Source organism: uncultured Roseobacter sp., from assembly GCF_947491795.1.
Taxonomy (GTDB): Bacteria; Pseudomonadota; Alphaproteobacteria; order Rhodobacterales; family Rhodobacteraceae; genus Roseobacter.
The window spans coordinates 117736-132537 of sequence record NZ_CANLKW010000002.1; the positions used below are offsets into that span (position 1 = coordinate 117736).

Here is a 14802-nt window from a genome sequence, read left to right on the forward strand (position 1 = left end):
GCAAACCGGCGGCTCAGCCCCCTGTCGCAGCCCTGTACCAGTCGGCAATCAGCACGCGCTCCTGCGGCTCCATCCATGACAGGTTGGCCGGTGGCATCGCATGGCTGACGCCTGCCTGAAGGTATATGCCGCGCGCATGCCGGGTTATGTCATATTCAGTTTCGAGCCGGACATTCTTTGGTGCCCAGAGCAACCCGTCCCAGACAGGCTCGGCAGCATGACACATCGAGCATCTGCCAAGAACGATGTCCTGCACCTCGTCAAAGCCTTCCGCTTCGGCAAATCTGACGGCACTTCCGGTGGCTTCCTGCGGGTTCTCTGCATTCATCGGGGCCACCGACAGCCACATAATCGCGATAAAAATCAAAGCGGTGACAGCCCAGGTCCAATGCGGGTTTCCCTGCCGCGCATGCATCGAATTAAAATAATGCCGGATCGTGACACCCATCAGAAACACCAGGCTGGCGATAATCCACGTGTTCTGCGTGGCAAAGGCCAGCGGATAGTGGTTTGACAGCATCAGAAAAATGACAGGCAGTGTGAGATAGTTGTTATGCGTGCTGCGCTGTTTGGCGATCTTGCCGTATTTTGCATCCGGTGTCCGGCCCGCCATCAGATCCGCGACCACAATTTTCTGGTTTGGAATGATGATCATGAACACGTTGGCGCTCATGATCGTTGCGGTGAAGGCCCCAAGATGCAGCATGGCCGCGCGACCGGAAAAGACCTGTGTATAGAACCAGGACATGGCCACAAGCACGCCGAAAAGCGCCAGCATCAGGACGGTCTGATCGGCGTCCACGAATACCCGGCAAAGCGTGGTATAGGCGATCCACCCGAAAGCCAGCGACCCCACAGACAGCGCAACAGCCTGCCAGACAGCCAGATCCAGAACCGCCGGGTCAATGAGATAGAATTCAGCGCCAAGATAGTAGACCAGGATCAGCAGCACAAAGCCACTGATCCACGTCCAGTAGCTCTGCCATTTGTGCCAGATCAGCCCATCGGGCATATTTTCGGGCGCAACGAGGTATTTCTGGATATGGTAAAAGCCGCCGCCGTGAACCTGCCATTCCTCGCCGTCGGCGCCGGTTGCCAGGTTTCTGTCCCTGTGCAGCCCGAGATCAAGCGCAATGAAGTAGAACGACGACCCGATCCAGGCGATTGCCGTGATCACATGCAGCCAGCGAACGCCGAACTCGATCCAGGCGGCCATGGCAGCGAAGTCATACATTGCGCAGTGTCCTCAGGTTAAATGGTGGTCCGCCGGTGGCATATTCCGGGTGCCTCCGGCGGGGATATTTACGGCCAGAAGAAGCCGCCGTCAGACCTCGTCCGGCAGCGCGAGGTTCAGAACGATTGCTACAAGCGCCGTTGGGGCAACCGCTGAGGTTGCCAGCGTTTTGACCACACCCGGCAGGTACTGCACCGCATCAGGCACGAGGTTCAGCCCAAGCCCTGCCGCCAGCGAGACCGCAATGATCACCATATTGCGGCGATTCATGTCTGTTTCGCTGAGCACATTCAGGCCCGCAGCAGCCACCATGCCGAACATCACGATCACGCCACCTCCCAGAACCGGCAGTGGCATGGAGGCGATCACAGCGCCGATTTTCGGAACCAGGCCGCAGAGGATCAGCACGATGGCACCGATTGTGACCACATGGCGGCTCATGATGCCGGTCATGCCCACAATGCCGACATTCTGGCTGAAGGATGTATTGGGCAGCCCGCCGAAGACGCCGGCGAGCGCTGTACCAAGGCCGTCTGCATAGGTCGCGCCGGAGATTTCCTCATCCGTTGCTTCGCGCCCCGCACCGGCTTTTGTTGTTGCGGAGGTATCGCCCACGGTTTCAATCGCTGAGACGATGGAGACCAGCGTTACCGCGATCACAGCACCCGGAGAGACCTCAAATCCATAAGGAAACGGAGTAATGGCGGTGAACCAGCTGGCGTTTGCGACCGGTGCGAAACTGACCATTCCCATGACCAGCGCCAGCAGATAGCCGACGATGAGGCCGATCAGAATGGCCGCGTTCGAGAGTGTTCCTTTGGTGAAGAACTTCAGAACAAGCGCCACAATGACCACCGACAAGGCCACCGACCAGTGCATCAGCGAGCCAAAGCTTTCCGCTTCCATCTGGAATTTTGCAGCCCCGCCTGCCGCGTATTTGATCGCGACCGGGATCAGGTAGAGGCCGATGGCAAGAATAACCAGCCCGGTGACCAACGGCGGGAAGAGCCAGCGCAAATGGCGGATGAAGCCGCCCAGGATGAAATGAACAACCCCACCGATGATGCAGGCGGTGAGTGCCACGCTGAGGCCCTGTGTCGCGGCGACGCCGGCCAGGACACCGACAAATGCAAAGCTGGTGCCCTGCATAATGGGCAGCCGTGCGCCGACCGGCCCGAGACCAACCGTCTGGAAAAGCGTCGCAATGCCGGCAAAGAGCATCGCCATCTGGATCAGGTAGACCTGCTCCGGCCCGCCAAAGGCCAGTCCGGCAGCACCTGCAACGATGATTGATGGGGTCACATTCGAGGCAAACATTGCCAGAACGTGCTGAAGTCCCAGAGGCACTGCCTGCGCGAGAGGCGGTGTCTGGTTCGGGTCGCCGTATGCACCCTGTGTCGAATCGGTCATTTTTATCCCTGTCGTATCGATTTTTCCCCGGTTTTCCCGGGCTCCGGCAGTTATGAGACGACAATACAGGGGGGATCAAGCAAAACCTCTTCCAGGTTGGGCGTATCCCCGATCCGGTCGACAACTGCAAATATTCCGGGCGCGGCGAGGGGTGTCAGGACACCGTGCCATGTGCCTGCAAAAAAGTTGATGCCCTGATGAGGCGCCGTCAGAAAGGCGCGCGGGCTGCCGGGATGCCCGTTTTCATCCGGCGCGACAATGACCAGGAACGGATCGGCAGACATTGGCAGAAACGCCTGGCTGCCTTCCGGGTGCCGCTCCAGCAGGTCAAAGGTATAGGGCAGGCTGCGGGGCCGGGCGTGAAACAGGCTGATCCCGGCACGTCCGTCCGGACCAAAGGACAGCGCCGCAAGATCATGATATCTGCCGCAGAGACCGGCGTTGATCATACGGTCCGGATCTCCGGAACAGTCGAGCACATCGCCAAAGGGGGCAAACGCCTCTGCCGAGAGCGGCTCGCATTTTATGTCACGGGTCACAGGCGCATATGACGGTTCACGTCCTTGTAGAGCAGATAGCGGAAAGGTTCGTTACCTGTCGCGATGCAGGCCTGCGGGCAAAAGGCCCTCAGCCACATAAAGTCGCCGGGACCCACGCTGACCCAGTCTTTGTTCAGCAGATATTCAGCCGTGCCCTGCAGCACATAAAGCCCGTGCTCCATAACGTGCGTTTCTGCAAAAGGGATACGCCCGCCCGGTTGGAATGTGACGATGTTCACGTGAAAATCATAGTTGATGTCCAGCGGATCCAGAAACCGCTGCGTCGCCCATTTGCCCGCGGTATCCGGCATCGGGACTTTGTCGACATCGTCATCATGCGTAACGAGCGCCTCGGGTACGTTCACGCCGGCAGCTGCGTCAAACTTCTTGCGGATCCAGTGAAACTGGCAAGGCTCTGTGCCTGTGTTCCACAGGGTCCAGACGGCACTGGGCGGGATGTAGGCGTAGCTGCCAGGCCGCAGGTCGTAGAAATCCTGCCCCAGCGTGAGGCGTGCGGTGCCACTGGCAACAAAGATCACGGCCTGGGCATGTACATCCGGCTCCGGTGTCGCGCTGCCACCTTCGGGGGCCATCTCGACCGCATATTGCGAAAAGGTCTCGGCAAAACCAGACAGCGGACGGGCGAGCACCCAGACACGCGTGTTCTGCCAGCCTGGCAGAAAGCTGGTGACAATGTCGCGCTGTGTGCTGGCAGGCAGAACGGCGTAGGCCTCGGTGAATGCGGCAGTTCCTTCGGGGCTTTGTGTCTGGTCCGGCAACCCACCGGGCGGGAATGCGTAGCTCATACCAGTGCCTCCAGCCGCAGACGGGCAATGCGCTCGACCTGGCGGCAGGCCTCCTCCATTTCAGTGGATGTGTCGTGTCCGATGCGGCGGCGGAACGCGCGCAGAATGCCTGCCTTGTCGTGATCGCGCACGGCGATGATGAAAGGAAAGCCATGCTTTGCCACATAATCTGCGTTCATCTGCTCAAAGGTGCTGCGCTCTGCATCTGTCAGAGCATCCAGTCCGGCACTGGCCTGTTCGCTGGTGCTGTCAGCCGTCAGGCGTTTTGCCGCTGCCAGCTTTCCGGCAAGGTCCGGATGTGCGCGCAATACCCCAAGCCGCTCCGCATCCGTCGCACTGCGGAACATGCGTGTCAGCGCTGAATGCAGACCCGTTGCATTATCATGCGCAGGGCCAAGCTCCAGTGCAAAGGCCCGTTCGGCAATCCAGGCGGAATGCTCGAAAACGCCTCCGAATCTCTCGACAAAGTCGGCCTGATCCATCTGTGACGGGCGCCGTCGCCCGGCGGGGGGGTGTTGCGCCGCCCAGTGTTCCGCAATATCGATGCGACGCGGACACCAGACACCCTCAAACCCCTGGATATAATCTGTGAACCGTTTGAGAGCCTGCACCCGGCCAGGCCGGCCAATAAGGCGGCAATGCAGCCCGACCGACATCATCTTGGCCGATCCTGCCGCGCCCTCGGCGTACAGGGCGTCAAAAGTGTCGCGCAGATAGGCAAAGAACTGGTCGCCGGAGTTAAAGCCCTGCGGTGTGGCAAACCGCATATCGTTGCAATCGAGTGTATAGGGGATGATCAGCTGGTCGCGCTGACCGATGCGCGTCCAGTACGGCAGATCGTCGTCATAGGTGTCAGAGATATAGTCAAACTGACCCGTATTTGCCGCCAGTTCCACCGTGTTGACCGAACAGCGACCTGTATACCACCCACGGGGCATTTGCCCTGTGACCTCGGTGTGCAGGCGGACGGCTTCGGCCATATCCGCCGCTTCCGCCTCGGGCGTGTGATCCTTGTAGTCTATCCATTTCAACCCGTGGCTGGCGATTTCCCAACCGGCAGACTGCATCGCCGCCACCTGCTCGGGCGCACGGGCCAGCGCAGTGGCAACCCCGTAAACGGTAACCGGAATACCTGCGCCTTTGAACAGACGGTGCAGGCGCCAGAAACCGGCCCGGGCGCCATAGTCATAGATCGATTCCATATTCCAGTGCCGCTGGCCCGGCCAGGGCTGAGCGCCGACAATTTCCGACAGGAACGCCTCTGAGGCGGCGTCTCCGTGCAGCAGAGAGTTCTCGCCCCCTTCCTCGTAGTTGACCACAAACTGGACGGCGATGCGGGCCCCGCCGGGCCAGCGTGCATCAGGCGGGTTGGCACCGTATCCGGTAAAATCACGGGGGTAGCGGTTCACGCGGGAAACTCCTTGCAGATGCGGTCATTCAATACCGGTTACAGCCCGCGTTGCAATTCGCAATCGGCACGGGCAGGGTAAACCCCGACCATCAAAAAGGAGAGCCCCGATGCCAGAGGGATACCTGACGACACACGTTCTGGATACCGCCCGCGGGATCCCCGCCGAAGGCATCCGCATTCTGCTGTACCGCGTGTCAGGAAACAGCCACCGCAAGATCGCCGAGGCCGTGACAAATGCCGATGGCCGTACCGACAGCCCGATACTGCCCGTCGGAAAATTCACCACAGGAAATTTCGAGCTAATCTTTGAGACGGGCCTTTATCTGGATGCCGCAGGCGTTCCGGCGGAAGAACCGCGCTTTCTGGACAGTATCCCGATCCGTTTCGGTATCTCGGACGCGGATGCGCACTATCACGTGCCGTTGCTGCTCTCGCCCTATGGGTATTCCACCTATCGCGGCAGCTGACGCAACGGCGCACGGCTTGCAAAGGGTCCGTGCGCATGCGAATTTATGCTCATTCTCCCGCAAAGGTCAGGGTCATGCAGAGCCACACCACAGACACCGCTGCTCTCGCCGGCGCACATCAGCTGCCGCAGGTCACCGAACCACGCAATCCGGGCACAGCGCTGGACATGGACTGGGTGCACAGCCTGCAGGCCAATACCTCGGCCATTGAGCGTCGCGCGGCACAGCTGCCTGCCCGCCGTTCTGTCAAAAAGGCCCATCAGGCGGCCTGGCTGTTGCGGGCGGTGACCTGCATTGACCTGACAACCTTGTCTGGGGACGATACGGAACGGCGGGTCGCGCGCCTTTGCGCCAAAGCACGCCAGCCGGTGGCGCAGCGCACGCTGGACACCCTGGGAATGGGTCCGATCACAACGGGGGCGGTCTGCGTGTATCACGATATGATCCCTGCTGCTGTCAAGGCACTGCAGGGGTCGGGCATCCCTGTCGCTGCTGTCAGCACCGGTTTTCCCGCCGGTCTGTCGCCCCTGCACCTGCGCATCGCCGAGATTGAGGAAAGCGTCAAAGCAGGCGCTGCCGAGATCGACATTGTCATCTCCCGCAGGCACGTTCTGTCCGGTGACTGGCAGGCGCTTTATGACGAAATGCGGGCCTTTCGGGCTGCCTGTGGCGAAGCCCATGTCAAAGCGATCCTGGCCACGGGCGAGCTGGGTTCTCTGCGCAATGTCGCCCGCGCCTCGGTTATCTGCATGATGGCCGGCGCAGACTTCATCAAAACCTCTACCGGCAAGGAGAGCGTCAACGCCACATTGCCGGTCTCTCTGGTGATGATCCGGGCGATCCGCGAATATCATGAGCGCACCGGATACCGTGTCGGCTACAAACCTGCGGGCGGTATTTCCAGGGCCAAGGATGCCATCACCTATCTGTCGATGATGAAAGAAGAACTGGGCGACCGCTGGCTGCAACCTGATCTCTTCCGCTTTGGCGCATCCTCGCTGCTGAATGACATCGAACGCCAGCTGGAACACCAAGTCACCGGCACCTATTCCGCTGGCTACCGCCACGCCACAAGCTGAACCTTTTGCTGAGAGGACCCGGCGCATGACCGTCTCTGAGATTTTTGAAACGATGGATTATGGCGAGGCACCAGAGAGCACTGCCGAAGCGCAGGCCTGGCTGGCGGATCAGGGTGAAGGGTTCGGCCATTTCATCGACGGTGCATTCACATCACCTGCCACAGGGTTCGAGAGCCGCAATCCGGCAACCGGCCAGACCCTGGCCCTGCTGAGCCAGGCCACCCCGGCAGATGTGGATGCCGCCGTCGCAGCCGCGCGCAAGGCCCAGCCGAAATGGGAAAAACTGGGCGGACACGGACGCGCGAAATACCTCTATGCGCTGGCCCGCCTGCTGCAAAAGCACAGCCGCCTTTTTGCCGTTCTGGAAACGCTGGACAATGGCAAGCCCATCCGCGAGAGCCGGGACATCGATATCCCGCTGGCGCAGCGGCATTTCTATTTTCATGCGGGTATGGCCCAGCTGATGGAGGACGAGTTGCCTGACCGGCAGGCGCTGGGTGTCTGCGGCCAGATCATACCCTGGAATTTCCCGCTGCTCATGCTGGCCTGGAAAATCGCGCCGGCGCTTGCCATGGGCAATACCGTCGTTCTGAAGCCTGCCGAATACACATCGCTGACCGCACTGCTGTTTGCGGACATCTGCCTGCAGGCTGGCCTGCCAAAGGGTGTGGTCAATATCGTAACCGGCGATGGCGCTGTGGGTGAAATGATCGTCGCCGCTGATGTGGACAAGATCGCCTTTACCGGCTCCACCGCAGTAGGCCGCCGCATCCGCGAAGCAACCGCAGGCAGCGGCAAGGCCCTGACACTGGAGCTGGGTGGCAAGTCTCCCTACATTGTCTTTGACGACGCCGATCTGGACAGTGCGGCAGAGGGGCTGGTTGATGCGATCTGGTTCAATCAGGGCCAGGTGTGCTGTGCCGGTTCCCGGCTGCTGGTTCACGAACCGGTTGCCGAGACATTCTACGCGAAACTCCGGGCACGTATGGACCGGCTGCGTATTGGCAGTCCGCTCGACAAAAGCACCGATGTGGGGGCAATCGTTGATCCCGTTCAGCTGAAAACGATCAGTGATCTCGTGGCCGGAAACACGGCGGGTGAAACACATGTCGCAACAGGCGCGCTGCCGGATGAGGGCAGCTTTTATCCCCCAACACTGATTACCGGTCTGAACCCGGCGGATACCCTGATGCAGGAAGAGATCTTCGGCCCCGTTCTGGTGTCCTGCACCTTCCGCACACCGGCAGAGGCCGCAGCGCTGGCCAACAACACGCGCTATGGTCTCGCGGCCAGCGTCTGGAGCGAGAACATCAACCTGGCACTGGATATGGCACCAAAACTCGCTGCTGGCATCGTCTGGATCAACGGCACCAACATGATGGACGCCGCAGCAGGCTTTGGAGGTGTTCGCGAAAGCGGCTTTGGCCGCGAAGGTGGCTGGGAAGGGCTGGCTGGCTACACAAAACCCAAAGAACGCACACGCCCGCTCGGGGAAATTGCCGCCTTTTCGGGCAGCGGAGCACCCAAAGACCCTCTGGACCGCACAGCAAAGCTTTACATCGGCGGCAAACAGGCGCGCCCGGACAGCGGGTATTCCCGCGCTGTTTATGCTCCAGACGGGGCCATGCTGGGCCACGCGTCACTGGCCAATCGCAAAGACCTGCGCAACGCGGCAGAGGCCGCTCATTCCGCTGCGGGCTGGTCGAAAACCAGCGGTCATCTGCGCGCGCAAATTCTCTATTACATCGCCGAAAACCTCTCTGCCCGCGCAGATGATTTTGCGCGCCGCCTGAATGATCTGCAGGGCGGGAAGTCCGGCGCAGCAGAGGTGGATGCCTGCGTAAAGCGTCTGTTCACCTATGCCGCATGGGCTGACAAATTCGACGGCCGCGTTCATGGCGTCCCCATTCGCGGCGTGGCCCTGGCGATGCACGAACCCGTGGGTGTTATTGCCGCTCTCTGCCCGTCAGAGGCACCGCTGCTGGGGCTGATCTCCTGCATGGCACCGGCAATCGCGATGGGGAACCGCATCATTCTGAGCGCGTCCGAACCTTTCCCTCTTGCGGCAACGGACTTTGTTCAGGTGCTCGAGACATCCGATGTGCCCGCAGGCGTTGTCAACATCCTCACCGGCGCGCAGCAGGAGGTCGCGGCGCATATGGCCGGGCATCTTGATATTGACGCGGTGTGGAGTTTCGGCGCGGCCGACCTGTCCGCCATTGTGGAAAAGGCATCCGCCGGAAACCTCAAACGCACCTGGGTCAACAATGGTCTGGCAAGGGACTGGACCGGCACAGCCGGTCAGGGCAGGGCCTTTCTGGAGGCAGCGACAGAAGTCAAAAACGTCTGGGTCCCCTACGGCGAATGATCCAACCGCGCCCGTTACCCGGACCGTTCAGGTCCGGGGACTTGTCGTGACGCGACAGCGTCTCCGGTTACCAGGGCACCCTATTCAGTTTGCGGGCGTGCTTTCGATCCCTTCGGGTTGGCCCACAATCACAAAATGCAGACCCTCAGGATCCAGCAACTCCCCGGCGACCCGTTTCACATCCTCCAGTGTCACGGCCTCGACCTTGTCGTTGCGGGTCGGGATATAGTCGATCGGCAGGCCCAGCATCTGCATCCCGACGATGATCCGCGCGATGCGTCCATTGCCATCAAACCGCAGCGGGTATGCACCCGTCATGAATGTTTTGGCGTCTTCAAGTTCCTTCTGCGAAACACCCTCTTCGGCGGCCCGTTTCCATTCAGACCGGATCACTTCAATGGCTTCGGCAATGCGGTCATTGGCCGAGCTTACCGACCCCATGTACACTTCGCCCAGATCTCTGGGTGCCAGATAGGAATACACGCCATAGGTCAGGCCACGCTTTTCGCGCACTTCTGTCATCAGCCTGCTCTCAAACGACCCACCGCCCAGCACCTGGTTAAGAACGGCAGCCGTAAAGTAATCCGGGTCGCTCTGTGCAATGCCAGCATGGCCAAACAGCGCGACTGACTGGGGCGTTTCAAACGGCACCACCGTGACGCCGCCCGGGATATCCACCTCTGCGCGCGGTGGCATCGGTGCGCCAGTCTCAGGCAGATCCCCCAGCAGACCATCGATCAGTTCCGACAGTTCTTCGGGGGTGATGTCCCCAACAGCGCCGATGTAGATGCGGTCCCGTGCAAGAACGGCCGCATGTGCCGCCACCAGATCCTCTCTGGTCAGCGCGGCCAGGCTTTCCTCGGTTCCGTCCAGCGATGTTGCATAGGGATGATCACCCCAGACAATCTGATCCATGGTGCGCCGCGCAATTGCATTGGGATCCTTGGAATCTGATTTGATACCAGCCACCACCTGCGCACGGACCCGGTCGATCGCATCCTGGTCGAATCTGGGCTCCAGCAGCGCCGCCCGCAGCAATGCAACGGAGGCCTCCCGGTTCTCGGTCAGAAACCTCGCAGAGACAGAAAGCTCATCGTCAGAGATGTCAAATCCGATGGACGTTGCCAGTGACTCCGAGGCCCGCGTGAAGGCCCGGGCGTCCATATCGGCCGCACCTTCGTCCAGCAGATATGTCATCAGCGCGATTGCACCGCGTTTATCTTCCGCCTCCAGCGAGGCACCGCCCCGAAACCGGATTTCCAGCGCCGCAAAGGGGATGGAGTGATCCTCGACCAGCCAGGCTGTCAGTCCGCCGGGCGATTTGACCTCTTTGATGTCCACGGCCGCCGCAGCCGGCAGTGCCAGAAGGATCGACGTCAGAACAGTCAGGGCAAAACGGATCATTGGGTCACCTCTTCGCGCATCAGCCAGCCTGTGACAGAGGCGCGTTTATCAAACAGCCGGCCTGCCGCCTCCAGGATGTCCTCTTCGGTTACGGCCTGCAGCACATCGGGCCATGCTTTTACATCTTCTACCGTCAGGCCCGATGTCAGGGCCTGACCATAGCGCCGGGCGATACTGTCCACGTCATCGCGCGCATAAATCTGATCCGCCCTGATCTGGCGCTTGATCCGCTCCAGTTGTTCGCTGTCCACGCCTTCCTGCATGAACTTGGCAAGGGCGGCATCCAGTGCGTCCTCCGCCTCCTGCAGGCTCACGTCAGCTTTGGGCACGACAACCAGGTTAAACGTGGTGTCGTCGAGTGCGACGCCGCGGTAGAAAGCAACGGTGAAGGTGGCCAGCTGAGAATTGAACTGCAACTCTTCGGATAAAAAGGACGTCTGCCCGCCGCCCAGAATTTCGGCCAGCATTGTAATCGCGGCGGATTCTTCCTGATCACCCGGGTTGCGTTCCGGGGCCAGATAAGAGCGCCGCACAAATGGCTGAGCAACCCGCGCGTCGCGGAAGATCAGCCGCCGTTCCGCTGTCTGGGGCGGCTCCTCTGCGCGTTCCCTCTCGGGCAGGTCGGGGTTTGCGGGAATGACGCCGTAATACTTCTCCGCGAGCCGGCGCACCTCCTCGGGCGTCACATCACCGGATACCACCAGAACGGCATTGTTGGGCGAATAGTAGATCTCGTAGAAATCCAGCGCGTCGTCCATATCCAGCGTGCGCATCTCGTGCATCCACCCGATGATCGGCTGGCCGTAGCGATGGTTCAGAAACTGTGCCGCGGCAACCTGCTCTCCGAACAGAGCGCCCGCATTGTTTTCTGTGCGCTGATTACGCTCTTCGATGATCACGTCCCGTTCGGTGGTGATGTTTTCCTCGGTCAGGCGGATATTCCGCATCCGGTCCGCTTCCATGCGCATCATCAGTTCCAGACGATCTGACGCGACCCGCTGGAAATAGGCCGTGTAATCATATGAGGTAAAAGCGTTGTCCCGCCCGCCATTGCGCGCAACAGTTGCAGACAACTCCCCCGCCTCCAGCGTGTCTGTGGCTTTGAAGAGAAGGTGTTCAAGGAAATGCGCAACACCTGAGGATCCCGGCGGCTCATCAGCAGACCCGGCACGGTACCAGACCATATGCTGGACCACAGCGGCGCGGTGATCTTCCACAACGACGACCTGCATTCCGTTGTCGAGCTCAAAGGTCGTGACGACCTCTTCCTCAGCAGCCAGTGATACGGGCACAAGCGCAATACAGGCCGCACGCAGGAATGTTCGCAACATCAGTTTTCTCCGGTCAGTCCAGGGGCTTTGCTGCGCTAAGAGGTACGCCGCATTCCGTCTTGTTCAAGGCACGCTGTCACGAATGTTACAGCCCAAAGACAGCCCGCTCAGTTCTGCGGCGGATAGCTGGGTGTTTTCGCACCGGCCCGGCGCCAGCTTTCAGCTGTTTCCTCGGCGTCCAGCGCCTGGCTTTTGTAGGCTGTGTTGTACCGATCCTCAGGGAAGAGGCGGATCTGTGTGAACCGGGACTGACGACGGCGGAAATCCTCGTCCTCTGCCGCAAGCTGCGACCGGATCGACGGGGTGACACCAAACCGCGATGCCGCTGTGACCAGCGCACCGTCTGATCCCGGAATGCCCGCAGCCGGATCGGATGGGCGTCCACCCAGGGCCACAACCGCATCCGATAAGGGGTCGATGTCCGTGCGGTTGCCCTGTCCCGGTGTCGGCACCGGCAGCGCCGTCAGATCATCGGGTGTTTCCAGCGCCGCCTTGGGCTCCACGAGGAATTCATCAGGTCCGCTGGAATTGGACCTGAGCACACGCAAACCCTGGTTGGCACAGCCACTGAGCAGTGTCGCGATCAGAATAAGAGCCACCGTGCGGCGCATGTTATCTCTCCTCATATGCCGCCTTGATACGACAGGCGGGCAGGCAATGTCACTGGCCTTTTTGAGCGGGTTTCCGGTCATCCGGTGCGAAAAACACCAGCGCAATGGCTCCGGCGAAAATAAAGATATCCGCAACATTGAAAACAAACGGGTTTGTGATCCCGCAGCAGGACATGTTGAGAAAATCCAGCACATATCCATAGAGCAGACGGTCCAGCACGTTTGCCAGCGCGCCCCCGATCAGCAAACCCGCGCCGATGCGCGCCAGAACACCCGGTTGCGCACGCCGGGCCCAGAACAGGACACCGCCACAGATCACAACCGCCAGACCGATGAGCACCCAACGACTGGCGTCAGAACCGTCACCAAACAGGCCAAAGTTGATGCCACGGTTTTCGCCATAGCGAAAATTCAGCACCGGCGGCAGCACATCAATCGCACGGATGCGCCACAGCTCCATGACATGGACCACCAGATATTTACTGAGCTGGTCCAGCACAAATGCCAGAAAAGCTGTAAGCGCGATCAGCCGCATCGGTGTCTCCTAGTGGCGGAAATGGCGCATACCGGTAAAGACCATTGCCAGCCCGGCGTCATCCGCGGCGGCAATCACCTCGTCATCCCGCATGGATCCGCCGGGCTGGATCAGCGCCGTCGCCCCCGCCTCAGCCGCAGTGATCAGCCCGTCAGCAAAGGGAAAGAATGCGTCGGAGGCCACAACCGACCCTTGCGTCAGTGGCGCCGCAAGACCCATCACCTCTGCCATGTCCACGGCCTTGCGCGCAGCGATGCGGGTGCTGTCCACACGGCTCATCTGCCCGGCACCAACACCAACGGTCGCGCCGTCCTTCACATAGATGATCGCGTTGGATTTCACGTGTTTGGCCACCGTCCAGGCAAAAAGCAGATCAGACATCTCCTGATCCGACGGCGCCCGCTTTGTGACGACCCTCAGATCATCCGGCGACACCCGGCCCACGTCTTTGTCCTGCACCAGCCAGCCCCCCGAAACCTGCCGCACCGCAAGCGCTGCCGCCGCCGGATCAGCAAGACCGGTCGTTGTCAGAAGACGCAGGTTTTTCTTCTGGCTGAAAATATCCATAGCCTCCCGGCTTGCCCCGGGCGCAATGACCACTTCGGTAAAGATACCGGTGATCTGCTCGGCTGTCGCAGCATCCAGTGGCTGGTTCAGGGCAATAATGCCGCCAAACGCAGAGGTGCGATCGCAGTCAAACGCCCTCGCATAGGCTTCTCCGAGCGTGGCACCGCGCGCGACACCGCTAGGGTTCGCATGTTTGATGATCGCACAGGCCGGGCCCTCATCCGGATCAAACGCGCTGACCAGTTCAAAAGCTGCATCTGTGTCGTTGATATTGTTGTAACTCAGCTCTTTGCCCTGATGCTGGGTCGCAGTGGCCACGCCTGGCCGCGCCGAGCCGTCCGTATAGAATGCGGCCTGCTGATGGGGGTTCTCACCATACCGCAGGTTCTGGGCCAGCTGGCCACCGAACGTCCGTCGGCGCGGCGTTGCATCCACCTGCGCTGCCATCCAGGTGCTGACGGCAGTGTCATAGGCTGCGGTGCGGGCGTAAGCCGTCTGTGCAAGACGCTGACGCAATGCGTATGGTGTCTGCCCGTCGTTGGCATCCAGTGCCTGCGTCAGAGGCGCATAGTCCTCCACGTCAACGATCACGCTGACAAATCCGTGGTTTTTGGCGGCTGACCGGATCATGGCCGGCCCACCAATATCGATGTTTTCAATCACCTCGTCGTAGCCCGCTCCACGGGCCACCGTTTCCTCAAAGGGATAGAGGTTCACAACAACCAGATCGATGGCGCCGATACCGTGCGTATCCATTGCCGCGACGTGATCATCATTGTCCCGCAGCGCCAGCAGGCCGCCGTGGACAACCGGATGCAGCGTTTTCACGCGGCCATCCATCATCTCAGGAAAACCGGTCACATCAGCCACATCCAGCACCTCAAGACCGGCATCACGCAGAGCTTTTGCTGTGCCGCCCGTGGACAAAAGTTCAACCCCGCGAGCGGCGAGCGCCTTGCCCAGATCAACAAGGCCTGTCTTATCGGAAACAGAAAGCAGCGCGCGGCGCAGCGGTACAAGGTCGGTCATCTGTGTGGTCC

Annotated in this window: 13 protein-coding genes; 3 read left to right on the plus strand and 10 right to left on the minus strand. The window is 60.5% G+C overall.

The window, feature by feature from the left end; all coding sequences use genetic code 11:
- Window positions 1-13: 13 nt before the first annotated feature.
- The 5 genes from Q1A34_RS07365 to puuE form a co-directional block, all read right to left on the minus strand.
- Entirely contained in the window at window positions 14-1234 is a 1221-nt protein-coding gene (locus Q1A34_RS07365) for a urate hydroxylase PuuD (RefSeq protein ID WP_300032581.1), read from the minus strand.
- A 90-nt stretch (window positions 1235-1324) separates the two neighbouring features.
- On the minus strand, window positions 1325-2644 hold the full coding sequence (locus Q1A34_RS07370; RefSeq protein WP_300032583.1) for a nucleobase:cation symporter-2 family protein: 1320 nt from the start codon (window positions 2642-2644) through the stop codon (window positions 1325-1327).
- A gap of 50 nt (window positions 2645-2694) precedes the next feature.
- Entirely contained in the window at window positions 2695-3183 is a 489-nt protein-coding gene (locus Q1A34_RS07375; RefSeq protein ID WP_300032585.1) for an ureidoglycolate lyase, read from the minus strand.
- A complete protein-coding gene (locus tag Q1A34_RS07380) occupies window positions 3180-3989 on the minus strand; it encodes a bifunctional allantoicase/(S)-ureidoglycine aminohydrolase (protein WP_300032587.1) in 810 nt (269 codons plus the stop codon). Before Q1A34_RS07380 ends, Q1A34_RS07375 begins: the two co-directional genes overlap by 4 nt.
- A complete protein-coding gene (gene puuE / locus Q1A34_RS07385; RefSeq protein ID WP_300032589.1) occupies window positions 3986-5398 on the minus strand; it encodes an allantoinase PuuE in 1413 nt (470 codons plus the stop codon). The genes Q1A34_RS07380 and puuE overlap by 4 nt, the downstream gene beginning before the upstream one ends.
- A 109-nt stretch (window positions 5399-5507) precedes the next feature.
- Here puuE and uraH point away from each other — a divergent pair, with 109 nt between their 5' ends.
- The 3 genes from uraH (at window position 5508) to Q1A34_RS07400 (ending at window position 9314) form a co-directional block, all read left to right on the plus strand.
- Window positions 5508-5867 (plus strand): hydroxyisourate hydrolase, encoded by a 360-nt coding sequence (uraH, locus tag Q1A34_RS07390; protein WP_300032591.1) that lies wholly within the window; start codon window positions 5508-5510, stop codon window positions 5865-5867.
- A 74-nt stretch (window positions 5868-5941) separates the two neighbouring features.
- Window positions 5942-6946 (plus strand): deoxyribose-phosphate aldolase, encoded by a 1005-nt coding sequence (gene deoC / locus Q1A34_RS07395; protein WP_300034081.1) that lies wholly within the window; start codon window positions 5942-5944, stop codon window positions 6944-6946.
- A gap of 25 nt (window positions 6947-6971) precedes the next feature.
- Complete coding sequence (locus tag Q1A34_RS07400) at window positions 6972-9314, plus strand: aldehyde dehydrogenase family protein (RefSeq protein WP_300032593.1); 2343 nt, start codon at window positions 6972-6974, stop codon at window positions 9312-9314.
- 84 nt (window positions 9315-9398) lie between these two features.
- Here Q1A34_RS07400 and Q1A34_RS07405 read toward each other — a convergent pair whose 3' ends face one another.
- The 5 genes from Q1A34_RS07405 to purH all read right to left on the minus strand — a co-directional run bounded on the left by Q1A34_RS07405 (window position 9399) and on the right by purH (window position 14791).
- Window positions 9399-10718 (minus strand): pitrilysin family protein, encoded by a 1320-nt coding sequence (locus Q1A34_RS07405; RefSeq protein WP_300032595.1) that lies wholly within the window; start codon window positions 10716-10718, stop codon window positions 9399-9401.
- Window positions 10715-12049 (minus strand): pitrilysin family protein, encoded by a 1335-nt coding sequence (locus Q1A34_RS07410; RefSeq protein ID WP_300032597.1) that lies wholly within the window; start codon window positions 12047-12049, stop codon window positions 10715-10717. The genes Q1A34_RS07405 and Q1A34_RS07410 overlap by 4 nt, the downstream gene beginning before the upstream one ends.
- 107 nt (window positions 12050-12156) lie before the next feature.
- A complete protein-coding gene (locus Q1A34_RS07415; RefSeq protein WP_300032599.1) occupies window positions 12157-12660 on the minus strand; it encodes a DUF3035 domain-containing protein in 504 nt (167 codons plus the stop codon).
- A 49-nt stretch (window positions 12661-12709) separates the two neighbouring features.
- Window positions 12710-13195, minus strand: a complete 486-nt coding sequence (gene lspA, locus Q1A34_RS07420) for a signal peptidase II (protein ID WP_300032601.1) — start codon at window positions 13193-13195, stop codon at window positions 12710-12712.
- Between the two features lie 9 nt (window positions 13196-13204).
- Window positions 13205-14791: a bifunctional phosphoribosylaminoimidazolecarboxamide formyltransferase/IMP cyclohydrolase gene (gene purH / locus Q1A34_RS07425; protein ID WP_300032603.1), complete on the minus strand. Its 1587-nt coding sequence runs from the start codon at window positions 14789-14791 to the stop codon at window positions 13205-13207.
- Window positions 14792-14802: the final 11 nt, after the last annotated feature.